This window comes from Undibacterium sp. CCC3.4 (assembly GCF_034347425.1).
Lineage (GTDB): Bacteria > Pseudomonadota > Gammaproteobacteria > Burkholderiales > Burkholderiaceae_D > Undibacterium.
The window spans coordinates 1114811-1140564 of sequence record NZ_CP133779.1; the positions used below are offsets into that span (position 1 = coordinate 1114811).

22 protein-coding genes are annotated in these 25754 nt (G+C 51.7%); 4 read left to right on the forward strand and 18 right to left on the reverse strand.

From position 1 onward, the window contains the following. Positions 1–360 precede the first annotated feature (360 nt). The 11 genes from RHM61_RS05145 to RHM61_RS05195 form a co-directional block, all read right to left on the reverse strand. Positions 361–1470 carry a histidinol-phosphate transaminase gene (locus tag RHM61_RS05145; RefSeq protein ID WP_322250066.1) on the reverse strand — a complete coding sequence of 370 codons (1110 nt, stop codon included), beginning with the start codon at positions 1468–1470 and terminating at the stop codon, positions 361–363. Continuing rightward, the gene (locus RHM61_RS05150; protein WP_322250067.1) at positions 1467–2198 is read right to left on the reverse strand and encodes a class II aldolase/adducin family protein; all 732 of its coding nucleotides are present in this window, start codon (positions 2196–2198) and stop codon (positions 1467–1469) included. The genes RHM61_RS05145 and RHM61_RS05150 overlap by 4 nt, the downstream gene beginning before the upstream one ends. Then, positions 2188–3144 (reverse strand): C-terminal binding protein, encoded by a 957-nt coding sequence (locus RHM61_RS05155; protein WP_322250068.1) that lies wholly within the window; start codon positions 3142–3144, stop codon positions 2188–2190. Before RHM61_RS05155 ends, RHM61_RS05150 begins: the two co-directional genes overlap by 11 nt. A gap of 37 nt (positions 3145–3181) precedes the next feature. After that, the gene (locus RHM61_RS05160) at positions 3182–4171 is read right to left on the reverse strand and encodes an ornithine cyclodeaminase family protein (RefSeq protein ID WP_322250069.1); all 990 of its coding nucleotides are present in this window, start codon (positions 4169–4171) and stop codon (positions 3182–3184) included. A gap of 30 nt (positions 4172–4201) precedes the next feature. Continuing rightward, the gene (locus tag RHM61_RS05165; protein ID WP_322250070.1) at positions 4202–5227 is read right to left on the reverse strand and encodes a fatty acid desaturase; all 1026 of its coding nucleotides are present in this window, start codon (positions 5225–5227) and stop codon (positions 4202–4204) included. Positions 5228–5275: 48 nt separating this feature from the next. Then, positions 5276–6016, reverse strand: coding sequence for an SDR family oxidoreductase (locus RHM61_RS05170; protein WP_322250071.1), 741 nt, complete (start codon positions 6014–6016; stop codon positions 5276–5278). Continuing rightward, a complete protein-coding gene (locus tag RHM61_RS05175) occupies positions 6013–6537 on the reverse strand; it encodes a MaoC family dehydratase (RefSeq protein WP_322250072.1) in 525 nt (174 codons plus the stop codon). Before RHM61_RS05175 ends, RHM61_RS05170 begins: the two co-directional genes overlap by 4 nt. Then, the gene (locus RHM61_RS05180; RefSeq protein WP_322250073.1) at positions 6534–7370 is read right to left on the reverse strand and encodes a CoA ester lyase; all 837 of its coding nucleotides are present in this window, start codon (positions 7368–7370) and stop codon (positions 6534–6536) included. Before RHM61_RS05180 ends, RHM61_RS05175 begins: the two co-directional genes overlap by 4 nt. After that, positions 7367–8629: an aminotransferase class I/II-fold pyridoxal phosphate-dependent enzyme gene (locus tag RHM61_RS05185; protein ID WP_322250074.1), complete on the reverse strand. Its 1263-nt coding sequence runs from the start codon at positions 8627–8629 to the stop codon at positions 7367–7369. Before RHM61_RS05185 ends, RHM61_RS05180 begins: the two co-directional genes overlap by 4 nt. 1363 nt (positions 8630–9992) lie before the next feature. Continuing rightward, a complete protein-coding gene (locus RHM61_RS05190; RefSeq protein WP_322250075.1) occupies positions 9993–10310 on the reverse strand; it encodes a hypothetical protein in 318 nt (105 codons plus the stop codon). Between the two features lie 35 nt (positions 10311–10345). After that, complete coding sequence (locus tag RHM61_RS05195; protein WP_322250076.1) at positions 10346–10699, reverse strand: hypothetical protein; 354 nt, start codon at positions 10697–10699, stop codon at positions 10346–10348. A gap of 352 nt (positions 10700–11051) precedes the next feature. Between RHM61_RS05195 and RHM61_RS05200 the strand changes: the two genes are divergently transcribed. The 4 genes from RHM61_RS05200 to RHM61_RS05215 all read left to right on the forward strand — a co-directional run bounded on the left by RHM61_RS05200 (position 11052) and on the right by RHM61_RS05215 (position 14892). Continuing rightward, on the forward strand, positions 11052–11273 hold the full coding sequence (locus RHM61_RS05200; protein WP_322250077.1) for a hypothetical protein: 222 nt from the start codon (positions 11052–11054) through the stop codon (positions 11271–11273). A gap of 28 nt (positions 11274–11301) precedes the next feature. Further along, positions 11302–12515, forward strand: a protein-coding gene (locus tag RHM61_RS05205; protein WP_322247645.1) for an IS3 family transposase whose coding sequence is annotated in 2 segments (ribosomal slippage) — positions 11302–11578 and positions 11578–12515 — 1215 coding nt in all. Because the reading frame shifts where the segments join, the coding sequence is not laid out codon by codon here. 119 nt (positions 12516–12634) lie between these two features. Beyond that, entirely contained in the window at positions 12635–13156 is a 522-nt protein-coding gene (locus RHM61_RS05210) for a hypothetical protein (RefSeq protein ID WP_322250078.1), read from the forward strand. 174 nt (positions 13157–13330) lie between these two features. Further along, a protein-coding gene (locus RHM61_RS05215) for an IS3 family transposase (protein WP_416200213.1) occupies positions 13331–14892 on the forward strand; the annotation gives its coding sequence in 2 pieces (ribosomal slippage) (positions 13331–13784 and positions 13784–14892; 1563 coding nt in all). Positions 14893–15003: 111 nt separating this feature from the next. Here RHM61_RS05215 and RHM61_RS05220 read toward each other — a convergent pair. From RHM61_RS05220 to icmF, 7 genes are all read right to left on the reverse strand, one after another. Further along, positions 15004–15354: an Ig-like domain-containing protein gene (locus RHM61_RS05220; RefSeq protein ID WP_322250079.1), complete on the reverse strand. Its 351-nt coding sequence runs from the start codon at positions 15352–15354 to the stop codon at positions 15004–15006. Positions 15355–15654: 300 nt separating this feature from the next. Continuing rightward, positions 15655–16206, reverse strand: coding sequence for an RHS repeat domain-containing protein (locus tag RHM61_RS20245; protein WP_416200228.1), 552 nt, complete (start codon positions 16204–16206; stop codon positions 15655–15657). A gap of 546 nt (positions 16207–16752) precedes the next feature. After that, on the reverse strand, positions 16753–17244 hold the full coding sequence (locus RHM61_RS05230) for a DUF6714 family protein (RefSeq protein ID WP_322250080.1): 492 nt from the start codon (positions 17242–17244) through the stop codon (positions 16753–16755). After that, positions 17244–17585 (reverse strand): hypothetical protein, encoded by a 342-nt coding sequence (locus tag RHM61_RS05235; RefSeq protein ID WP_322250081.1) that lies wholly within the window; start codon positions 17583–17585, stop codon positions 17244–17246. The genes RHM61_RS05230 and RHM61_RS05235 overlap by 1 nt, the downstream gene beginning before the upstream one ends. 65 nt (positions 17586–17650) lie before the next feature. Next, positions 17651–19405, reverse strand: coding sequence for an RHS repeat-associated core domain-containing protein (locus RHM61_RS05240; protein ID WP_322250082.1), 1755 nt, complete (start codon positions 19403–19405; stop codon positions 17651–17653). Further along, positions 19402–21753, reverse strand: coding sequence for a hypothetical protein (locus tag RHM61_RS05245; RefSeq protein ID WP_322250083.1), 2352 nt, complete (start codon positions 21751–21753; stop codon positions 19402–19404). Before RHM61_RS05245 ends, RHM61_RS05240 begins: the two co-directional genes overlap by 4 nt. Positions 21754–22441: 688 nt before the next feature. Beyond that, positions 22442–25726 (reverse strand): fused isobutyryl-CoA mutase/GTPase IcmF, encoded by a 3285-nt coding sequence (gene icmF, locus RHM61_RS05250; protein ID WP_322250084.1) that lies wholly within the window; start codon positions 25724–25726, stop codon positions 22442–22444. Positions 25727–25754 lie beyond the last annotated feature (28 nt).

Consider the following 25754-nt stretch of genomic DNA (forward strand, 5'->3'; position numbering starts at 1 on the left):
ATTACCCTAACTGGTGGCCACGTCATTCCTGCGCGCTTTTGGCAGGAATCCAGCGGCGTTCGTGGTTAACTGAAAATGCCAGAAATTGTGGCATTTTCAGTGTAAAAAACGACGCTGGGTTCCCGCCAAAAGCATGCGGGAATGACGAGGTATGCGGTGTTTCAGGTGTAAAAAACGTCCATCAGGCTTTTGCGACAGCCTCTGAAGGCCGGGGTTTCAAACCCTAGTCAGATTTTTGATAAATAAATTTCTTTACGCTTTTCTCTCGATAAATCTAATCCCCTCCGTGTGATCAAGCACGAGCTGCTTTAACACTGCTTCCGTGACATCATTGGTTACCGTGATCTGCGCGCATGATCTCTATGGTGTAGCGAGTGCTTCGATGTGATGAAGTGCTTGATAGTGGATGGAGAGCCGGCTCTCCTCGATCACCGCGCCGACACGCGCGACGTCGGCCATAGGGGGTACGGCCAAACGCAGCATTTGCCGAATGATGCCAGCGCTATGCGGATAAGCCGAACAGTCGGACACCAGGATGCCGGCGCTACGGAACGCTGACAACAGTTTTCCCGACTGATCCCGAATCAGAATGAAATTGCTCTTGGTATCGTATGCATCAATCCCAGCCTGCGCGCATATGGCGAGTAAGGCATGTTTGGATTTCTGGAGCAGTGCATGATATTGCTGGAGTTGGTCGATATTGCGCAGGCAATAGAGCGCGGCATTGACTGCAAGATGGTTGACGTCCCAAGGACCGCGGATTTTTTGTAGTTGACGAATGATTGTGGGGGACGCCAGAATATATCCTAGGCGCAGCCCGGCCAGGCCGAAGTATTTTGAGAAAGACCGGATGACGATCAATTGTTCCACTGTATCCATAGCATCGTAACAGCTGCGACCCAAATACTCAAAATAGGCTTCATCGACGATGACTGGAATATCGCGGGCGGCGCAGCGCTGAACCAGCGCCTGCAACTGCAGCGTATCGATTTCGGTGCCGAGTGGATTGTTCGGGTTGCATAGTATCAGGCCGTCGGCGTCATCAAGCGCTGCCAGCGTTTTTTCAAACGGAAAGAAAAATTGCCGATTGACGGTACCGAATTCGATCACTTTTGTGACGATGCCGTTCACGTCCAAGGTCTGGTAGTAGAACGAGAACACGGGAGACGGGACCACGACCCGATCGCCAGCCGTGAAAAGCAAACGTATCAGCAGATCGATCGCCTGGTCGGCACCGTTCGCAATCAACAGGTGGTCGGTCGGCACCTGACAATACTCGCTTAAGGCGTCCATCAGCGGTCCATAATTCGGATACGTGGAAAGTGACAGCACGTTCATCTCGTTGGCGATGAAATCGTCCAGGAAATCCGTCAGAAAGTGATTCTCGTTCAAGTCAAGCATCAGGGTCTTGAAATTGCGATCCGGTGCCGCCCATACGCCCGATGCCTCGATATACTGGTTAATTTTCATATTGTTTTCCCATAAATGGCCTCTTCGCCGATTCGATACATGTGTTCGATTTCTTCGGGCGCAGTGTAGGAAACCGGAAGTCCGGTCGACTTCGACACCAGCAAGCTCTTTATGATGCGCGATATTTCGGCGCTGAAGGATACTGCGCGGTGGTAGGCTTCGGACAAATTCCGCCCCATCGTGGTGATGCCGTGATTCGGCATGACGATGCAATTAGTGTTTTGGATAAAACCGGCGAGCGGACTGATATCGAGCTCGAGATTGAGCGACTGCGGCAGGATGCAAGGCGGGTTGCCCATCACCAGAGCAGTATCGTTCGAGACATAGCACATTTCGTTGCCGTGCATGACTGAAAAATAGGCGATGACGTCGTCTGGATGCAGGTGAATCGTCGCATGTACATCAGGCCTGCAGCGAAATATTTCACGGTGCATCTGGTAACCGATACTCGGCCTGATAGACCCCAGCAATAACTCATTGGTTTCCAGGTCGATCGCGACGATGTGCTGTTCGCCCATCTCCTCGAGTGAAATACCGCGGTGCTTGGTATAGATGACGTCATTCCGGCCAGATTTTGGACGTTTTCTGATGGCGATATTGCCGAAGGTATTAGTGACCAGGGCGCGAGCACTCAATCGCTGGGCGTACAACAGGATATTGTACACAATGGCAGCATCGTCCCCGACGGATTCCGCGAACGGCCTCAACGGCTGCAGCTTAGTTTTCATTGACTAAAAGCTCCTTGTTTAACAGGTTGGAAGTCCATCCATGCGCTAGCATGTCGTGCAAGGCGCGCGCTGCGCCGAACCTGAGCTCGTATAATGAGCGCTCACTGTAAAAGGCTGCGTGCGGCGTCAGCACCACGCGCGGATTCGCCCGCAGGCTGGCCGAGGGAACGGGCTCGCTGTCGAGTACGTCGAGATAGGCGCCTGCGACACGGCCACAAGCCAAGGCCCGCTCCAGATCGGAGCCGTCGACGAGCGCGCCGCGCGAGGTATTGACAAGGCACATGCCTGCTTTACATCGGGAGAATAATTCCCAATTGAAGAAGCCACGGTTGGCCTGATTCAGTGGCATATGAATCGACACGATGTCGGCGGAACGCAATAATTCATCGAGCGTGGCGGGCTGCGCGTGGGCGGCCATGTCAGCGCCAGGATCAAAATGGCGTATCTGGTAACCAAATACCTGTGCGCGCTCGGCGACGCGGCGGCCGATAGCACCGAATCCGAGAAGGCCGAGCACGGTATCCTGGCAGCTTTTCAGTGCCCCCGGGTGGCGCCATGACCAGTGTCCCTTTTTAGTGTGTTCCGAATAGGCGAACAGCTGCCTTTGTGCCGCCAGGATGAAAGCCATCGTATGGTCGGCAACCTCATCGGCACCGATTCCTTGCAGGTGAGCACACAGGATACCTTTGCGGGTCGCAGCGGCGACATCGACATCATCGATTCCCACCGTGGCCTTGACGATGGCCTTGCAGCGATCCAGCTTTGCCAGCAACGTCTTGTCAACGGCCACGGAATGAAACGCGACGATCCCGACCGCCAGAGCCAGCATTTCGTCCGTTGGCCGGTTCGTGCGAACAATCGTGAAATCGGGACCGAACAGCTGCTCCTCCAGCGGCGTGTTATCGAGGTAATTGACAGTGCTGGAATCGATTAAAAGTATATGCATAGATAATCCGTCAGTAGTTCGACCATCGTCGCTGGCTTCATGGCACCGCGCAATCCAAATAAGTATTGCCTTGCCCAATCCCGAGTGCGCGCGCGCGCCGCACAATATGGTCGGACACGATGAGATCCTGGCTTGCATGGCCCACGCTGCGGAAATAACTCCGCCCGTTCGCTGGCCGCGGCCCGAAGTCGTTGTTCACCAGCATGCGCAGATCAGCCAGTTCCTCACTGCGCAGATAGCCGTGCGACATCGCCGCGGCGATGTCGCCTGACTCACGCAGCGCCGTGTCGATCTCGTCGACATAGACGCGCGCGGTACGCAAGGTCAGAGGATCGCACTCGCAAGCGCTGACGGTACCGCCGCCGATGGCATTGATATGAACCTGCGGCTTGAGGTACTCGTCCAACAGGATTGGGGCGACGCCGGTGTGCGAGGTGGCCATGCAGATGACATCCGCGTCCGCAATGGCGTCGGCGAGCGTCGCGGCCGCAGTCAGACGCACTGCTACCTGACCTGACATTTCCTCAACAAAGAGTTCGGTTTGCTTGGCATCGCGACCAAATACCTTGACTGCATTGAATTTCCTTACAATAGACAGGGCCAGCAGGTGGGCACGCGCTTGGACACCCACGCCGATGATCGCTAGTGTGCCGGCCTGTTGCGGTGCCAGCAAGTCGACCGCCAGCGCGCTTACGGCGCTGGTCCGGATCGACGTCAAGGCAGCACTGTCGAGCATGGCCGTGATCCGACCGCTCGCACTATCGAGCAGTACCACCACACCGTTGATTGTCGGCAGGCCATGACGTCGGTTATTGGGATAAATCGACGATACTTTGATGCCAAGGTGTCCACCTCGACTGAGCAAGGCTGGCATGAACAGCGACAAAGCGCCATGCTCTTCGTTGTCGATGATCATGCGCGGTGGTGCCACCATCTTCTCGGTGCCGGCCAGCATAGCGCGCAACGCCGCAATCGCTTCCGTCATGCGCAAGGCGCGCTGAATGTCTGAATTATTTAATAGCAACATGATGTCAATTTTCAGGCTGGTCATAGCCGCTTAAGTGCTAGTCGGTGCAGAGCCCACGGCCGAAGGAAACGCCGATATGCAGCGCGGCGGCGTGTACTTCGCTTTCAGCGCAGCCCGCAGCCCGCCATGCTGGATGAAATAGAAATTGGGCGCGAAGTGCTGCATATGGGCAGGCAGGTGGATCCACGGGGTGGTCGGAAACACATGGTGCACGCCGTGATAATTAAAGTTGAGCATGCAATACCTCTCAAAGAAATAGGGCATGCGGACATTTTTCGCGAACGAGCTGTCGTTCAGCGGCGTACCATAGTGGGCGAAGCTGTCCAGCACGGTCAGGATCAGGGCGCGCAGTATTAGCAGGCAGACCAATATCCAGAGAAATGGCCAGTACAGCAGCGTACCGGCGGCAAGCAGCAGTATCGACGCCATCCCCTCCCATCGCAAGGCGGTCAGCTTGTTGGTGCGTATCAGGGTCGACAAAGGTGAGCCGTCGGTACCATCGACTCTGGTCGCGTATAAGACGCTCATCACCCGCAACATCAGGGCGCGGGGCAACCAGGCGATCACACAAGTCAGAAAGAAATCGTGATAGAAAGCGCCGACCAGTTTGGAATAGTAGTAGCGTGCTATTTTGCGCCGGCTCTTGGCCGGAGCGAGATAGACTTCGTCGCAATCGTTCACCGTGCGACTCCATTTATGATGCTTCAGATGGTCTATTCGTTGCAGATCGTATGAAATACCCACGAACACCGCCATGACCTGCCCCATTAAACGGTTCGCCGCCGGATGCCGGTGCAGCATCCCATGGATGGCCTCGTGCACCAGCACGCCGGTAGTCGATGAAATCAGCAGTGTCGGGATCAGGGTCAGAGCGTACCATGGGTTTCGGGCGATCAGCAGCGGAGCACCTAGGAACTGATACAGATTGATCGCGGCAATGACGACGAAAATCACCCCGTTCATCGCTGCAGGAATCTCATCGAGCTGCTTGGTTTTGATCAGCGGCGGCGATTGCCGGTACAACATCGGGTACAAATCGCTTATTGCTTGGCTCATGACTTGCATTTCCTCTTGAAGTTGTTGGTAGCTTGTGGCTCTTTTGGCTCAGGCGAGCACGCCTCCGTCCACCGGGATGGCGACCCCGGTCACAAACGATGATTGATCCGAGCAAAGCCAGTAGACCACGTCCGCCACCTCGTTTTTCTCGCAGACGCGGTTGATCGGATGGCTTGGGCCATATTGGTCGATGTCGCAGCCAACCACTGACTGTGCCATGGGAGTACGCACGAACGCCGGACACACGGCATTGACCCTGACCTGATGCACCGCATATTCCCTAGCGGCGGACTTGGTCACGCCAACTAAGGCATGCTTGCTGGCCGTATAGCCGACGCCGCCCGTCACGCTGGCGCGCAGCCCCGCCAGCGACGCCACATTCACGATGGTACCGCTGCGCTGCTCGCGCATCAGGGGGAGTACGCGCTTCATGCATAACCACGGCGCCTTGACATTGATCGCCATGACGTCATCGAAGACCTCGTCCGGATACGCTTCGAAGCTGACGAAAGGCGTGCCTTCGATCCCCGCGCAGTTGACCAAGGAATCGATGCGGCTGTGGCGCATCGTTATGGCATCAAACAGCTTGGCGATCGCGGTGGCGTCGCGCAGATCAACCATGAATTGTTCAGCCGATCCTCCCGCCGCCCGCACTCGTTGGACGACCTCCCGATTCAGGTTTTCGCGTCTGGCGCAAATGACGACGTGATAGTCCTCCAGCGCGAAGCGGAACGCGCAGGCTTCTCCAATGCCGGAATTTCCTCCAGTAACAACAACAATTTTCTTCATTTGATATCGTACTTCATGCAATACGCTTTCTTGGGAACCAGAAAGGTACGCAGATACGTGATCACCACCGTCGAATCTTGCTTTCGTCCAATCACCTTGATCGTGACGATGCCCTCGTTCGGGCGCGATGCAGATTCTCGCTTTGCCACCACTTCACTCTCGGCATACAGCGTGTCGCCCACTAGCACAGGATTGGGCAAACGAATTTCATCCCAAGCCAGGTTAGCCGTGGCTCGGGCGCTCATGGTCGATACCGTCATCCCGCTGACGATTGAAAGCGTCACCGAACTCGACACGAGCAATCCTTTAAATTCGGTTCGCTGCGCATACGCCTGGTCAATATGCGCAGGATGCTTGTTCATGTCGATCAGAGATTGCCAGATGTTATCGACCTCGGTCACGGTGCGGCCCGGACGATGTTCGAAAATGTCGCCGATGTCGAACTCCTCGTAGGCTAGTCCGTACACTTCCCGATAGCGTTTTTCACCAATGCGCTCATGCGCCAGTAACATGTCGTTCATAGCACTCCTTGTTTTTGCTCAAGGGCGCGGCGGCGCGCCAGGATTTTTTGCGCAAGCTTGACGAACGGCGGACCGATCATCATCCGATCAAGCTTGGTGATATTGTTGCCACTGCTCTCGACGGTGGCGAGCACTGCTTCGGCGTGCGCGATTTCGGCCTTAGTCGGCGTAAAAGCGGCATTGATGGTGTCGATTTGATTCGGATGTATCGCTGTTTTTCCGGCGAAGCCAAGTTGCATGACTTGCTTGCATTCTTCAGCTAAGCCCTGCTCGTCACCGAGCTTGAAATAAGCGGTATCGAAGGCGGGAATCCCCGCGTAGGAGGCGGCGGCCACAATTTGCGAACGCGCATGCAGGATGTTAGTCCAGCCCCCGATAGCCACACCGAGACTGGCCGCATAATCTGCCGATCCAAATATCAAGCCGTCGGACACTGCCGCAACGTCATAAATGACACGCATGCAAGCGGGAGTTTCGACCGTGACGAGTAGTCTGATCGCCGAGTCAGAAAGATTTTGCCTTACGATATCGATTTCGGCCGCACTTTCGACCATCGCCATCACAACATAGTTGGGCTTATGGGGTAAGGCATTAACTAAAAGAATATCCTTGAGTCCTTCCGGATGGTAAATTGAATTAATCCGTAACGCAGTGCAAGCCGATACCGGACACCGGTAGAAGCCGGAGACAATTGCACGTGCCTCTGCTTTCCTTTCCTTAGCCACGCCGTCTTCCAAATCGATGACCGTCACATCGGTGTTGGTTGATTTGCAGAACTGGCTTTCATTGAGCGCGGAGCAATAAAGGAAGCTGCGCGGAGTCAGCGTCGTCATGCCGTCACCATGTTCAACAGGCCGGATGGCAGACCGCTGCGTTCGCCCTGATAGCGCAATTTTTCTTCATTGACCGAGATACAAAAATCATCCATATCGACTTGGCTCATATCGGCGCGCATCATTACGCGCAAACCCGATTTATTGCGCGCCACGATGGGGAAGAATACGGCCGAGGTATAGTAGCCGCGGCGGAAGACCGCTTGCGAAACTCGCACCGCCATGTCCGCATTATCCATCGGCACCACTCTGATCGGCAATTCGGTACCAGCATGTTGCGTAGGAATAAGCTGGTCGAAGTGGTTGATGTTGCGCTTCAGGCGTTGCTGCAGCTGAGCCAGCTCCGGAGTCCGGTGAATCTCGATCGAGGCCAGCGCTGCCCCGATGGCGGCCGGATTGAGATACTGGGAATAGGACATTGGCCCACCAAAGCGACGGAACTCCTTGATGTAATTAGCACGCTTGGAGATGAAAATACCGCCGCCGTTGGCACCGAAGGCCTTCGCTAGTGAGTACACCAAGATAGTGCGAGCAGACAGTTCTGGCATAAACGAGCGGATGTACCCTTCGCCGCGTTCGCCGTAGGCACTCAATGAATGCGAGTCATCGAAGTACAAGAACAAGCCATATTTTTCCTGCAACTCCAGCAATCGCTCTATCGGGGCCGCGCCGCCCATGCTATATGCTCCGTCAGCAATGTAGGCAACCAACGGATGGCGTTTGCACATGTCTTCGATGAAATCGACGTCATTGTGATTACAGGTCGACACCTCGGTTTCATCACCGCATACCGCCTTCACCTGATTCAGGGCAAAGTGCGCATGCTTATCGAAAATCATGAACGGGCGCTGGCCGTCGGTGAACACACCAGCGGCCAGCAACGGCAAGGATGCGACAATCCCGGCGCTGCATGAGGTGGCGGTGAAGGCGGCACAAGAGAAGTGCAAGGAGAGAGCATCTTCGAGCTCGTCGAGCTCCTTAAGGCGAATACGGATGCGCGAGGTCGGCAGATTGACGGTTCCGGTTCGCAATACATATTCGGCGCCGCGCTGCGCCAATCGTGGATCGATCTCCAGCCCCAGATAGGAGCATGAGCACATATTCATGAACTCGTGCTCGTTTTGGTCACGCATACGACTACGCGCAACATGCGTGACGCTGCGGTCGGTCAATCCTGAATCCTGAGCAAGCTGCCAAGATGGATTGCCGATGGAAATCGTGCGTTCGGTATTGATGTAGGCGTTCTTCGAATCACTCATATAGTCACACTGTCCCTGAAGTGGATGCCATGGTTTTTTTTGCTCAAGAGCATGATGACGGAAAACACAAGGCGCTTAGTATAAAAGAAGATAACTTGACAAATCTTATGAAACGCACCGTAGCTGTCCTATCAAGTCAGGCAACAGTGTTTGCTTGCGTTGCAATTTGAAGAGCTATTATTTCTCCAGCTTTTAAATTTTTTGCATCAAAAATCTGACTAGGGTTTGAAACCTCGGCCTCAGGCCGGTGAGCGACGAAGGAGCGACGCGATGGGACGGGATGCAACCCCTTCCAGAGTCTTTTCCATCGTCGCTTGCGACGATCCATTAAGTTGTTTGTGGCTTAGTGCGCAAGAGAGTTACGTGTGTTCAGCACTGGTAAAAATCATACCGTAGGATTTTTAAAATTTCAATCTGACGAGTTCAATTTTGATTATGCTTTTTAGCAATAATTGCCTATTCATGGGATTGGACAGGGGGGGGCGAGCCTGCCGCCGCCATGTATAATCAGTCTGAGTCAGGCTTCGAATCAAACATCAAAAGTCAATGACGGTTCTGGCGCGGCGTACATGGATGCCCCCCGGTTTGCCAAGTTCTCAATTATTGATTCGATTTCCCGGATGGCCTTAGCCAAAGCGGAAATGATGGCTTACTGGTGCGGTGGCAGCGGACGTAGGCTGTTACTCATGCTTGATGATGTTCTGGTTAAAGAGCAACTCTCACAATGTACTTCCTGATCATTCCTACGGTTTCAACACCGATGACGTAATTGGTGATGCAAAATATAGGCAGCGGCATGCATTTGTAAGCGCATGCAATTGGCCAAAAAAGTCGTGCAAGAAGTTCGGCCGCAGGCTAAATCGTTTTTGAAATGCTTGAACAACTTAATGGATCGTCGCAAGCGACGATGGAAAAGACTCTGGAAGGGGTTGGCATCCCCTCCCATCGCGTCGCTCCTTCGTCGCTCACCGGCCAAAAGAGGCTGTCGCAAAAGGGTTTTCAGTCTGCATCATTACCCCAGCCGCCCGTAACGTCGTTCCTGCGCGCTTTTGGCAGGAATCCAGCGGCGTTCGTGGTTAACTGAAAATGCCAGAAGTTGTGGAATTTTCAGTGTAAAAAACGACACTAGGTTCCCGCCAAAAGCACGCGGGAATGACGAGGTATACGGTGTTTCAGGTGTAAAAAAAGCGTCCATCAGGCTTTTGCGACAGCCTCTGAAGGCCGGGGTTTCAAACCCTAGTCAGATTTTTGATCAATGCCATCGTTCAATCCAATTGGATCGCTTTCCACAGAGGGACACCGGGGTTTCCTTGACATACTAAAACCTACTCGTCGATGTATTAATTTGTGGCAGTCATACTATTTAATCGTGAAAACCCATCTTGGGCGAGCTTAGATTTCCACCAAAGTAAGTATCAACTGTTTCGCCATCCAATATTAAACTTACCATCCACGAACAATCATCCTCTCTCCCAGGTACCGTTGAGTCTAAAAACTCAGCAATATTCCTTAATGCCAACATTTTTTTTGCATCCATAGTCTCAACACTAATTCGCAGATAAATGAAACTCCAATCATCTTGAATTTCGTACCAAATTGATTCTCGTTTGAATTCAGCTTGTGTTTGAATCAAAAGGAAAATTTTGTCTATTAAATTCGCTGTAATAATTTCATGAATCATTTCAATATCGCCAATTAGTTTTCGCCCAAAATACCTTAACGTCGATTTGTTCTTTCACATTCCTCTAGTTCTTTTACTGCACGATCAAGCCCCTTTTTTATGTCAGCAATTCTTGAGACATGGCCTACGTAAGTTCCTTTACCCGCAATATCTGCCCCAGGGTTGACATCATAAGCTCGGTTATACAAATCCCATTGATCTTCAGCTAAATCGCCAACTTTTCTATCATATTGTCGTCCCAAATCACGAACTTTATCCCTAAGGTATTTACATGGGTCAGGCTTAGGAAGCGTCGGCGCACAAGAACTATTTCCGCTAGCGTTTGATGGGCTATCAGTAGTAGGACTTGAGTTCCCTAGTGTGCTTGGCCATGTCGGATCGGGATCCATCGGTAAGCGTGCAGCCGCCCCACATTGCCACGTCCGTCAGGCTTATTGAGACTGTGGAAATGGTAGCAGAGAGTCGATCTGACTGTTGGGGCAGGCAGGGAGTTTTTCTAGTGTATTGGTCAGCCAGGCGAGCGGTTCCCCTAATGCCGATAACGATTTCAAGAGATTATACAAGTCCACCTATCCCCAGAATTTCGTTCAGGCTCGTTTTTTTGTTTGTGCGCGGCATATTTTCGAATTTGTCCTATTTACTTTTCTACGAATGGAAATAAAATTAATTTTATGGAATTAATTTTATTTTTAAGGCGCTATAAAATGCAAGGTTGAGAGGACTTATTTAGGGGGATGTGTAATGAAAAAACGTATTTTCCTTTTTGGTGAAACGAAATTTGCGCCATGGCTTTTTGTATCAATAATGACTGCAGTGATAACGACGGTCAACGCACAAGAAGTGATTCCTGATTTTTATCATGATCCAGGTATATCTCCTAATCGAAGTTATGTGAATCAAAATTTTAATGAGCAAATCGATCCCTTTAGTGGATCCACATATCCGGACAACAGTTTAAACTAGTGTCTGTCGAAAAGAGACGAGGCAGACCATGAGTGAAAATAAGAGAAAAATATTTAGCGGCGCACAAAAAGCCAAGGTAGCAGTTGAGGCAATCAAAGGCGAAAAGACGATCAATCAGATCGCCCAAGAGTTCGGGGTGCATCCGACGCAGGTTAGCCAGTGGAAGAAAGAATTACTGGAAAATGCAGGCAGTCTGTTTGAAGGTAAGCGCGGTCCGAAACCGGCCAGCACACAGAACGACCCAGACCGTCTCTATGCCAAAATTGGGCAACTGAATATGGAACTCGATTGGCTTAAAAAAAAGTCAGGGATCAGCCTGTAACGGAACGATTGCAGTGGGTAGAGCCGCTCTCTGCCCTTTCAATCGCCACACAATGCCGTCTCGTTTCAGTCACGCGCTCGGTCGTGTACGACAAGAAAAAGCGCTTGCAAGAAGAGATCAATCCGTTTGATAGTTTGCTGTTGCAATTGCTTGACGAGGAATACACCAGACATCCATTTTACGGCACGCGACGCATGACGCATTACTTGCGAGACTGTGGCCATGCAGTGAACCGCAAGCGCGTACAGAGGCTGATGCAGCAACTGGGATTGGCAGGTATGGCCCCAGGCCCCAACACCAGTAAAGCGCATCCGCAGAACAAGATTTACCCGTACTTACTGAGAGGTATCGATGTCACTCGACCAAATATGGTCTGGAGTACAGACATCACATTCATCAGGCTGCCGCGGGGTTTTGTGTATCTGGTGGCGATCGTTGACTGGTATAGCCGGAAGGTGCTGTCTTGGCGGTTGTCGAACACGATGGATGCGGGGTTTTGCGTGGACTGCTTGGAAGAAGCCATAAAATGGTATGGAACGCCGGAGATTTTTAATACCGATCAGGGTGCGCAGTTTACCAGCCAGGCCTTTACTGGGCTGCTGCTTAGAAACGGCATCAAAATCAGTATGGACGGTCGCGGTCGGGCGTTGGATAATATTTTTGTTGAGCGTCTATGGCGCAGTGTGAAATATGAAGAAGTGTATTTGAAAAAGCATGAAAGTATGCCGGAGTTGGTGATCGGCTTGGCGAACTATTTTATGTTCTACAACGCTGAACGTAAACATCAATCATTGGGTTATCAAACGCCGGAAACCGTGTATCGATCAGGCGTGGGCGGCGGTGCCAAGATCGTAAACAAATTTGGTACTGAACTGCCTGATTCAAAAATGATAGAAAAGAAAAGCACGGTAGTGATGTAGTGCGAATAACGGGGCAGCGCCGCGCAGCTGTGGCAGAAACAGGCACTATCTTAAACTCTTTGAATAATTGTCTGGACTTAGGGGGCCACTTTATTGACCAAATATTTGGGAGAATAAGTATGTTACGGATGAATAAAAAAATGTCTGATTTAATTAACGACATGAGTTGTAAAACCAAATCATTGCCAGCTGACTTGTCCAACTATATTTCTATGGGTTTTTGTAAGCGAAATGGATGTCAACTCTTAGCTGCTCTATCAAGCAAAGATGTAAACGTTGATTTGGAAACTTTTCCTGATAAAACTGGCTATGAATGTTTCTTTAATTCTGTACACATTGACGATTATGTTGAAAGTAATTATTTGGATAATGCCTTTTTGTTTATCGATGAGTTGTTTAAGGCTTGGAGACAACATAATAAAAATGAATTGGTGAATGCAATTGTCTCAAAAGATGAGTTTGGTGTGGTCGTCAAATTTCATTTGGAACGTATCGGTGAAAGCTGGGTTAGTGATAACTTAGAAAAATACGAAGAAGCAATTTTAATAGCGAATTCAACTGTTGACCTCCCCTCGATAATTAGTTCACCTGGTGGCACCCAAATTTCACCTACTATAGTTGAAATTATGAGGCCGGAGTAAATGTGACTATTGAGCAAAAAGGTGTCGTAGATCTGATCGCAATTTCAGCGGAAGGTGCAGTTGCATATTTAATTATTTCTGATCACCTTATGTGGGGTGTTCCCTCTGTGTCAGGATAGTTGGTAAGTTGCCGATTTCGGCATTTTCCAACTATTACGGCGGCAGGATTGATACATGTCTCGCATACCAAACGAACGCAAGCAGGCTATTTTGATTAAAATGTTGGCCCCGGATGCCCCTTCCATTGTCAGCATGTCGAAGCAGGAAGGCATTTCTGAAGCCACACTTTATAACTGGCGTACAAAACTACGTCAGCAAGGACGCCCTGTGCCAACAACTGACCGCAACAATGAGCAATGGACTGCCCAAGCCAAGTTCGCCATCATTGTAGAAACCGCCGCACTCAATGAAGCCGATCTGGCACTATATTGTCGTGGCAAAGGACTTTATCCAGCACAAGTCAAGACCTGGCGAGAACTGGCCGTGGCTGCGCAAAATGGACAGCCAGTAGCCCAAGCTGAACAACAAAAAACGACGCAGTCCTATCAGAAAAAAATCAAAGAATTACAACGCGAAGTAGACCGTAAAAATAAGGCGCTGGCAGAAGCAGCAGCGTTATTGGTGCTGCAAAAAAAGCTGCGCGCCCTGTGGGACGAGGGCGAGGACGAATGACTGCATTGAGCGAGCGGCAGGAATTGATCGTGCCGATTCGGGTCGCGTGCGACGAAGGGGCGCGCTTGTTTAAAGCGTGCGAGGTCGCAGAAATTTCGCTCAATGATTGGTATCGCTGGCAGAAGAATGGGGCTGTGGTTGATGATGCGCGCCCTTTGGCGGAGCGTCCTGTACCGGCCAACAAGCTTAGCCAAGATGAGCAGGAGGAAATTCTGCATGTCTGTAACAGCGCGCGTTTCGGCAGCTTGCCGCCTACGCAAATCGTCCCTATCCTCGCAGACGAGCGACGTTACCTGGCCTCAGAATCGACCATGTATCGGATTCTGAAAGCGCACTCGCTGCTGTATCGGCGAGGCCGTGCAGCGGCACCACGTAAGGTGAATAAACCAACGACGCATCATGCTACCGCACCAAATCAGGTATGGTCATGGAACATTACTTTTTTACCGACAAAAACAAAAGGCCTGTTTTACAAACTGTATTTAATCGAGGATATATTCAGTCGTTACCCGGTCGGATGGGAAGTTCACGGCGAAGAAAGCGGTGAACTGGCGGCAGAATTATTGCAAAAAACGGTGATGGGACAAGGCTGTATGACTACGCCATTGGTGCTGCATTCGGATAATGGCGCACCGATGAAAAGCTATACATTGAAAGCCAAAATGGAAGAACTGAAGGTGAGTCCATCGCATAGCCGACCACGAGTCAGTAACGACAACCCGTTCTCAGAATCCTTATTCCGCACGATGAAATACTGGCCGCAATGGCCGCAGGCCGGATTTGCCAGTATTGAAGAAGCACGGCGTTGGGTGCAGCGTTTTATTCAGTGGTACAGCCACGAGCATCGGCATAGTGGCATTCAGTTCGTGACGCCAGCAGAACGCCATCAGGGACGTGATCAAGTGATTCTGGCACAGCGCAAGGCGGCCTATGAAATCGCCCGTGCAAAGCGACCGGAACGCTGGCGAGGTGATACGCGAAACTGGACTTGGGTTGATCAGGTCAGTCTCAATCCTGATCGTGAGGAAGTCCAAAAAATGAATAAGGAACTGGCAGCGGCTTAACCTCAAATCTTACCAACTATCTTGACAGATACCGCTCTCTCCAAACGGCGTTGTATCCCATCTCCAGACCACATTGCCTGTACTGTCCGTGATCACCGTTGGCGTATTAATCTAGTCCGTCTGAATATTATCGATCTTTGCTGTGCCGCTGGCTACTGTGACGGTGATGGGGATGCTGGTTGTGCTGGCACCTAAGTTATCTGTCGCTTTGGCTGTAACGCTGTAGGTACCTGCCGCTACATTTGACCATGGAGTGCTGTAGGGTGCCTGAGCAATGCTGGTAATGAGGTTGCTGCCATTGTAGAAGTCAACTTTGGCAACGCTGCCATCCGGATCACTGGCGGTTGCATTGAGCAGTATCGTCGCTGGTGCGACAGCATTGGTCGGACTGGCCGTGAGGCTCACCACTGTACCCTCGTTGATTTCCACTTGCGCCATAACCACGGCAATAATACAAACCATTGAAAGTAGCCGATAGCTATGACAGCAATTGATTGCAATATATAAGCGACGAACCCATGAATGAGGTTATTCTCTCCGACTACAAAGTGCCCTAATGCAATCGCCACATAAGTGCCAGTAGGAAAACCACTCAACATCAAAACGAGCATGTCAGCCATTCCGCGCTCTCCAACGTGGACGGTTCTTACTAGTCCAACACACTCGGGAAAGAATGTGCACAATCCGTCGGCAAACCACCATGCACACCACGCCAACCATAAAAAGATTAGTGTTCTTTTTGTGAAGAATCGACGCATATAACTACTTCCGACACTTAGCAGCACATTGATCTAAAACGGAACTCGCATACACTTGACATTGCTGAGCACCGGCTTTGGGAAACATCCAAGGACGCCCAGCTCCGACATCATAATCAGGGGCCGGGCTAGCCATGTGATCATTCACACATTTTTCAAAACATTGATCTGGACCTCTTTTTTCCTCACATTGATCGGGTTCAACTGATTTCTCTTTTTCAATTTTCCCCTTCCCACCAAACATTCCAGAGATACCATCCTTAGGGCAAAGTCCTCCACACTGAGTATTTCCATTTGCATCAATTGTGCACAGAAATTGGTGAAAGAGTGGCTCAACTGAAATTCCATACAAGCCATCAAGTGGTCGGCGGCACAAAAATGTATCCAATCCCGAAGGATCCGTCCCCGAAATCGGATTGCCCTCGACATAGCCGTAAGTATTAATCCCCCCACTAAGCCCAATCGGATCACTTTCAATATACCGCCCCGTAGCCGGATCATAATCCCTAAAATAGTTATAGTGTAGCCCCGTCTCCTGATCATATGACCAAGAAATCTCAGGTTAAACGTAAAGTCGTTCGATGTTCCCGTATGACTCGGATTTTGATCCGGTAAACTCTCTCCAAACGGTGTGCTATCCCATCTCCATACGACATTTCCTGTGCTGTCCGTGATTACCCGCGGCGTGTTGATTTGATCCGTCTGGATATCATAAATCTTTGCTGTACCACTTGCTACCACGACGGTGATTGGGGTACTGGTTGTGCTTGCCCCCAAGTTGTCTGTCGCTTTGGCTGTGACGCTGTAAGTACCTGCTGCCACATTTGACCATGTGATCTGCAGGTGTTGCTGTTCGGCGCAGTAGGACTGCTTGTGGTGTCCACTAAAGTACTGCCCTGATACAGGTCGACTTTGGTGATGCTATTGCCTGCTCCGGTCGCACTGGCGTTTAATTCACGTAATGTATCTTTGCTTAAAGTGTGTCGTCCTCGGTCGAGAAAGCGGGTTACCGGAGGAATTAACTTTTTCTTTTTAAAAGAAGAAGTGATCGTGCGTTTAAAAATAAAGCGATGACGACGGCTACAATTTACAGCTCACTTTGTTATGACTGGCCGAAGCTACTGGTTCTTAAAAAATTTATGCCTCTATCGATCTCGTCTGGACAATATTCTTTCCAATATTGATGATTTGAACACCACTCTAAAAAGTGAATTAAACAGTTAATCTGATTTTTATTTAAAAGTGATAGACGTTGCCATGTTTCTGCCTGAAATTCCAATGAAGGTGCCAAGCTGTAGATTAGAAATTCTGTCTCCATTCGGTTATATTCAGCCTCAGCCGTGAAACAAAATCTTAGGTAGTGAGGCAAAACCCATTCCCATGTTTTGGCCGACAAATGCGACATTTCCTGATGAATAACGCGAATAGCATTCCCTGTGATTTCTTTGCCTCTGTACTGCTCAATATCAGCTAGCAAATCATTGCATTCAAAAAAATCCTTCTTATGAAACAAGAGATCAGTATCTAGAGGCATTTCCGTAAAAGGAAAAGCAGACTCAATTTCATTTAAGAGAATATTAGTAGCTATAATCATTATGGACATTCTTTTTTACAGATTCTGTCAACAGCATTTTTAGCATTCCGAATAGCATTATCCAAGTCTTGCGCAAGTTGTGAACTTTGCTCATTATCAGCGCCACCCCACCATCTGTTGGTGTTGGCATTTCTTAAATCTTTGCAAGCTTGGGCTTTATTCAAATTCCATTTGGCAAGCTCACATGGACTAAGCCCTGGAGGTGGCGGCTCACTACATCTATTTTTATACTCACGTCTATTTGCTTCTCTTTCGATTGCCTCTTGCAACGCCTTATCAGTTTTATAACCTAGCCAAGCCGCCGCCGTTGCACCAGCGCCGTAGGCCGCAGCATCAACCACTATCGGAGCCACATACGGAATCGCTGGTAATAAAAAGGCGATTTCCCCCGTTGGATCAATTTTACTTAATGGATTCCCCCCACATAAGCATAGGTATTTGGGCCTCCTCTTAGTCCGATAGGATCAGAAGTGATATAACGCCCCGTGCTCGGATCATAGTCGCGATAGTAGTTGTAATGCAAGCCACTTTCCTGATCATAGTACTGCCCGGCAAAGCGCTGATTAAACGTAAAATCGTGCGCCACCCCTGTGTTACCAGGATTTTCATTCGGTGCTGATTCACCGAACGGCATACTGTCCCAGCGCCAGACTTCCACACCTTGGCTATTGGTGATCACGCGCGGCGTATTGAGGTGATCGGTATGGACATCGTGCAAACCTTTGTCACACGGCAGTACAGCAACGGGAATACTGTCCAAATACACATAGTCGACATCACATTCCCCGTTACTTTCACTGATGAGTAGACCGGCTTGATCGTAGTGATACCAAGTGCTGCCACTGCTGCTGATCTTTTGCACGCGCTGGCCATAGGCATTAATGCGGTAGTTGGTCGTGCCTACGTTTGTCGTTACCGAAGTGAGGCGAGCACGGACATCGTAGGAAAATTGTGAGCTCCCATTGTCGGTAATGCTGCCATTGGCATCGTTGATAACGGATGTGCCGCTCACTTCCATGAGCCGATTGCTGGCACTGCCATAGCTGTAGCTCGTGCTCGCCGCCCCCGTGGTTTTGCTATTGCGATTGCCCACGGCATCATAGGTAAAACTTTGATTGCTTTGCGGCGTGAGGTAGCTACTCAATCGATCCAGCGCGTCATACCCGTAGCTACTCTGGCGTGCCGGATTATTCGCTTCATTGATCGCCACGATACGGCTGGCCGCGTCGTAGCTGATGGTCTGCACTTGCTTATTGAGGGTAAAGCTGCTGATACGGCCATCGAGATCGAGACTGCGACGGTAAGCTTGCCCGGTACTGTTGAGATAGGTCTGTACCGGGCCGAAAGGCTCATAGATGACCTGGCTCAACACCGTCAAAGCGGTATCGTCTTTCGTGCTATCAATTTGACTGATGCGCTCCATGCTGTCGCGCGTATAGCTGATCTGGCGTCCGTTGGGATAAGTCAGCTTACTCAGACGACCGGCCGCATCATATTGGTAAGTAATGACGGCGAGTAACATGCTGCCATTGACGCTAAGGCTGCGTGTTTCATTCACGACGTGACCGAAACCATCGTAGGAAAGCGTGATACTGCCCAGAGGATCGGTAATTTGACTCAATCGCCCTTTCGCGTTTGCTCCCTGATCATAGGTGTACGTCGTCACTTGCGCATCGCTGTAGGTGATACTGGTCACACGGTTGAGCACATCATAAGTAAAGCGAGTCGTCTGCCCCTTGGCATCGGTGGCGGTCACTACATTGCCGGCAGCATCGAAGGTGTTGGTGGCAATGCCGGTATCGGGGCTGCTCAAGCTCAACTGATTACCAAGACCGTCGAGCGTATACAGTGTGCTCAATTGGCGGGCGTCGATGACTTTTTTCAAGCGATTTTGCCCATCATAAACATACTGTGTCACTTGATTATTTGCATCAGTCTGCGACGTCAGGCGTCCGAGCACATCGTAAGATTGCTGCGTTATGAATTGCAAAGGATTGGTGATCTTGGTGACATTGCCGAGCACATCGTATTCATATCGGTAGGTGGTGTTTTGCGGCGAGCTGGTCTGCGCTTGTGCGACAGCGCAGATTGCCAACAGAGCGGCGCTCAGACTGCGCCGTGCATAGATTCGAGCAAGCGGGTAGGCCGATGAGCGTGTCATTGCACTGCTCCGGTGACTTGTTGCAGGTGATTGAGGGTATCGTAGACACGGGTAATTTGCCGAGTGAGCTGGCCACTGGCATCGTTGACGGCTTCCGTAATGCGGTTCCCCATGTTGTCGAGTGTGTACGTGATACTGTTGCCCAAGCTGTCGCTCAGCGCCGTCAATCGATGCGCGTCATCGTAGGTATAGCGGATGTGGCTGTGATCAGGCAGCGTGACTTGCGTCATCTGACCGACACCATCGTAGTCGTAAGACGTGGTTTGTGTGACACCATCCGCGCTCACAACCCGGCTGGCCAACCAGCCGCGCGGCGTGTAGCTCAGTTTGGTCACCATGCCATTCGGATCGGTGATGGTACCAAGGTGTCCGTGCGGATCGTAATCGCAGAAGCTGGTGACATGACCGGCTGCATTCGTGACACTCGTGAGCTGGCCTTGGGTATCGTAAGCATAGGCGGTCACATCGCGGATATCGGTACGTGGGCCGGTGACGGTTAACAACTGCCCTCGGGCATTGTAAGTATAGGTCCAAGTGCGCGGTAGGCCAGATACAATGGCGACAGCTCCTTGCGCCCCACTCGAGTCGGTAGTGGCTTGCTCAGTCAGCGTGAGCAGATTACCCTTATTGTCGTAAGACATACGCGTACGCAATAACGCTGTGTCGATTTGTAGCGGCAACCGGAAGTCGGCATGCCAAGAAGTAGTAGTAGTCTTGGCATAGGGTGTACCAGCAGCTTCAACCCGGCTGGTTTCCAAATTACGCCTTAAGTCGTAGGAATAAGTCGTCATGCGACCGTTGAAATCCGTGGTTTGCTTCGGATTAGCATTTTCATCATAAGTGATTTGTTTTTCCGCCCGCACGCTGCCAGCCACAGCGGGCTGATATTGCCTGCTCGGTCTTAGCACTCCTGCCACGTTAATACTTTGGTACGTGTAGACGGCACCGAGCGGGTCGGTCATATCGCAGCTGTTTTGCCGACAACTGAGACGATACTTGGCAACACCACCGGCATGCTCGCTACCGTTGACTTCACCAGAAGTCGTATAGGTGAAAGTCGCAAAGCGCGCGCCATTTTCATCACTGATACCGGTCAAAGCGTAAGCTTGGTGGCTACCATTGGTTTTATCCGCCTCGTTATACCAGTAAATCCGTTTTTTTCCGTCTGGGTAAATCACAGACGTCAGATTACCGACCGCTGCGCCTGATACAACTGAACTCGCTTCATCATAGGCATAGCGATAGATCCCACCACCGGGGTCAGTCATTTGGATAAGGCGACCGGATGCATCATAGTCGAACAGCAATTGTTTGCCGTAGGCATCGCTTACGCTGCGCAAAGTTTTATCTTCAGCATAGTTCAGTGTTTGTTGATTGCCATTCCCATCGGTAATAGAAATCAAATGTCCTGAAGAGTCGTACAATTCCTTGCTTTCGTTTTCAGCGTTGTAAACCAGATATTGCATTCCCTCATCGTTGGCATCACGCCGAGCTTCGATACGGTCATTGATGTCTACTGGGGCAGTCAAACCACTGTCGTCGCCGAAGCGCACGCTGCGACCATTCGCACGCTGCAAAAAAAAATCAAATGAGCGCATGCTTGGCATAGGCAAGAAGCAGGTTTTGCCTAACTCTGTATCGGCCCAATGGCAACCAGCATCAAAACCTTCGCTTCTCGCTGTTTTGTCCGTAGCAATTGTGCGCGACAAATCGATACCGACATGTTGATAGTTGTGGGTCCACGCTTTTCGATCACTGCGATATTGACGTTCGAAGCGCAAGCCACCAAGCCCAGTGCTTTGATAGTCGAGTTCGCGCTCAATTTTGATGCGTCCTGTAATCGCGATCGGATTACCAACTTGCTGTTCGATGAACGGCGGCTTGCTACCGGACCGGCAATCATTATCATGTTCGCTGAGATCGACTTCTGCGGGACCATAAGCGAGATAACAGCTATAGAGAAAGTGTGGCGCGCCTCGGTCACGCACCAATTCGTATCCTGCAGGACAAAGCGGACGGGAGGAAGCCGCATGGATCCAGCCGCGATCTTCGAGTTTCCCTCTAATATTGGCGAACAGATGCATTTCGTAGTCGGCCGGCAAGCCATTGTAAGTCGCGCCATTCGAACCCTCCCTATGCTCGGTAACAACGAAGTTGCCATCACCAGTCATGTGCTGCTTCGCTGCAGCGATCGCCCCTTCTGGGGTTGCAAATGCATTTGGTCCGAACCCACCGACATAGGCAAACTTTGCTTGCAGTCTGATCGATGCGGCAAACACGTTCGCGCTTGCAATCAAGCTACATACCGCGCTAAAGACCAAGTATTTGAAGACGAATGATAAGCGCATGATTATCCTGAATAATTGTATTAGGGGGACGCATAAAACAGGGAACAGATCGGAAGAATTGACGGTCGCTCACTTGGAACAAGCGTAACTCTGCTGCGTCAATTTGACACGACCGTCGACACCGCGCAGCCTTGCCGTTGGTCGGGAAAAGTTCTGGCGTTGACGGAAAGAAAAACCTTGCTTTGCTTTCTATTGATCAAAAATCTGACTAGGGTTTGAAACCCCGGCCTTCAGAGGCTGTCGCAAAAGCCTGATGGACGTTTTTTACACCTGAAACACCGCATACCTCGTCATTCCTGCATGCCACAGCCTCGTCATTCCCGCATGCTTTTGGCGGGAACCCAGCGTCGTTTTTAACACTGAAAACATCATCATTTCTGGCATTTTCAGTTAAGCACGAACGCCGCTGGGTTCCTGCCAAAAGCGCGCAGGAATGACGTGGCTACCAGTCAGGGTAATGATACCGACTCACTACCCTTTTGCGACAGCCTCTTTTGGCCGGTGAGCGACGAAGGAGCGACGCGATGGGAGGGGATGCCAACCCCTTCCAGAGTCTTTTCCATCGTCGCTTGCGACGATCCATTAAGTTGTTCTGCGCATCTGAAAGCAAAAGCCTCAACAATACTTGCGTATTGCTGAGGCTTTTTTTCTTACTACCAAACACCCGCGCAGGGCGCGAACTGTCAACTTACATATTGCGCCGGTACTGCCCACCGACTTCAAACAAGGCTGTCGTGATTTGTCCGAGCGAGCAGATGCGCGCCGCTTCCATCAGTTTTTCAAACACGTTTTCATTATTGATGGCCGCCAGTTGCAAGGCTTGCAAAGCAGCCGGGGCGACGGCGGCATGGCTGGCGTGGAAATCGGCTAAGCGCGTCAGTTGCGATTGCTTTTCTTCCTCGGTTGAGCGGGCCAGTTCGATTTTTTGTGGGGTACCACCGGCCTTGGGGTTGCGGAAGGTATTGACGCCGATGATGGGCAGGCTGCCGTCGTGTTTGAGGTGTTCGTAGTGCATCGATTCTTCTTGAATCTTCCCGCGTTGGTAGCCGGTTTCCATCGCCCCGAGTACGCCGCCGCGCTCGGCGATGCGTTCGAATTCCTGCATCACGGCTTCTTCGAGTAACTCTGTCAGTTCTTCGATGATGAAGCTGCCCTGTATCGGGTTTTCATTTTTCGCCAAGCCCCATTCGCGGTTGATGATCAATTGTATCGCCAAGGCGCGCCGCACCGATTCATCGGTTGGCGTGGTGATGGCTTCATCGTAGGCATTGGTGTGCAGGCTGTTGCAGTTGTCGTAGATGGCGATCAAGGCTTGCAGCGTGGTGCGAATATCGTTGAAGTCGATTTCCTGAGCATGCAGTGAGCGGCCGGAAGTTTGGATGTGGTATTTCAGTTTCTGGCTGCGTTCGTTGGCACCGTATTTGTCGCGCATGGCGATGGCCCAAACGCGCCGGGCGACGCGACCGAGTACGGTGTATTCGGGGTCCATGCCGTTGCTGAAGAAGAAGGACAGGTTGGCGGCGAAGTCGTCGATGTGCATGCCGCGTGCCAGATACGCTTCGACGAAGGTGAAGCCATTCGAGAGCGTGAAGGCGAGCTGGGAAATCGGATTGGCACCGGCTTCGGCGATGTGGTAGCCGGAAATCGATACCGAGTAAAAATTACGCACATTGTGTTGCACGAAGTATTGCTGAATATCGCCCATCACTTTGAGCGAAAATTCGGTTGAGAAAATACAGGTGTTCTGGCCCTGGTCTTCCTTGAGGATATCGGCTTGTACGGTGCCGCGCACATTCATCAAGACCCAGGCGCGGAGTGTGGCGGCTTCCTCGGGCGTGGCAGCGCGCTGGTTGGCGGCGTGGAATTTTTCCATTTGCTGGTCAATCGCGGTATTCATGAAGAAGGCCAGAATGGTCGGGGCCGGGCCATTGATGGTCATCGATACCGAGGTCGCCGGGTCGCACAGGTCGAAGCCGTCGTAGAGTACTTTCATGTCGTCGAGCGTGGCGACCGAGACGCCGGAATTGCCGATCTTACCGTAGATGTCGGGACGCAGAGCCGGATCAGCACCGTAGAGCGTGACCGAATCGAAGGCGGTCGAGAGGCGTTTGGCTGCCATGCCTTGCGAAACCAATTTGAAGCGACGGTTGGTGCGAAATGGATCGCCTTCGCCGGCAAACATGCGGGTTGGATCTTCGCCTTCGCGTTTGAACGGGAATACACCGGCGGTGTAAGGGAAGGCACCGGGTACATTTTCCAGCAGCAGCCAGCGCAGAATTTCACCATGGTCGACGAAGCGCGGCAGTGCGACCTTGCGGATGGTGGTGCCGGACAGGGTTTGCTGAGTCAGGCGGGTACGGATTTCTTTATCGCGGATGCGCACGACGTATTCGTCGCCGGCATACGCGGCTTGCAGTTCCGGCCAGTCTTTGAGCAGGCGTTTCGATTCGGCGTTCAAGTGGTGGTCGCGGCTTTCGATGAGGGCGTCGAAAGCTTCATCGACGGCATGTCCGGCGGCGGCCAGCATGCGTTTGCTTGCTTGCAGTTGCTGGCGTTCGCGCGCCCAGCCGACTTGCTTGCCACTTTGCTGGTGATACTGGCGTACGGTGTCGGCGATTTCAGCCAGGTAGCGGCTGCGCGCGGCCGGCACGATGACGTGCTTGGCGCTGGAATATTTGACGCCGATAGCGGGCAGGCTGCTGGCAGCCGCCTTGAGGCCGTGGGCACACAACGCCGGCAGCAAGCCTTGATACAGCGCGGTGACGCCATCGTCGTTGAAGCGCGATGCCTGGGTGCCGTAGACCGGCATGTCCTCGGGTTTTTGGCTCCACAGTTCGCGGTTGCGTTGGTATTGTTTGGCGACATCGCGCAGCGCATCCTGCGCACCCTTGCGGTCGAATTTATTGATGGCGACGAAGTCGGCAAAATCGAGCATGTCGATTTTTTCCAACTGCGAGGCCGCACCGAATTCCGGCGTCATCACGTACATCGAGACATCGACATGCGGCACGATGGCGGCGTCGCCTTGGCCGATGCCAGAGGTTTCGATGATGATGATGTCAAAACCGGCGACTTTGCAGGCGGCGATCACGTCGGGCAAGGCTTGCGAAATTTCTGAGCCAGCTTCGCGGGTGGCGAGCGAGCGCATGAAGACTTTGTTTTGGCCTTGCCACGGGTTGATGGCATTCATGCGGATGCGGTCACCGAGCAAGGCACCGCCGGATTTGCGGCGCGACGGGTCGATTGAGATCAGGGCGATGTTGAGGCCGTCGTTTTGATCGAGGCGGATACGGCGTATCAATTCATCGGTCAGCGAGGATTTGCCAGCACCACCGGTGCCGGTGATGCCCAGCGTCGGCACTTGCACCTGCTGCGCGGCGCGGAAAATTTCAGCGCGTAACTCGGGGGCGACACGTTCGTTTTCCAGCGCGGTAATCAATTGCGCCAGCGGTCGGTGGCGCGCGCTCAGCTCGCCCTGCTGCAAAGCGCCCATGGTGGTCGGGGCATAGCCGGACAAGTCGACATCGCAGGCTTGTATCATCGATGAAATCATACCGACCAAGCCCATGCGCTGGCCATCTTCCGGACTGAAAATGCGCGTCACGCCATAGGCATGCAGATCGGCGATTTCTTCGGGTACGATGACACCGCCGCCGCCGCCGAAGACTTTGATATGCGCACCGCCGCGTTGGCGCAGCAAATCGATCATGTATTTGAAGTATTCAACATGACCACCCTGATAGCTGGAGATGGCGATGCCTTGGGCATCTTCTTGCAGGGCGGCGGTGACGATTTCTTCTACCGAGCGATTGTGCCCAAGGTGAATCACTTCGGCACCGTTGGCCATGAGGATGCGGCGCATGATATTGATCGAGGCATCGTGGCCATCGAACAGCGAGGCGGCTGTGACAAAGCGCAGCTTATTAGTGGGCTTGTATTCGTTCAGATTCTGGGCTACGGACAGGTCGGTCATGTCTTCCTCAACGGTCTGGTGATGCAGC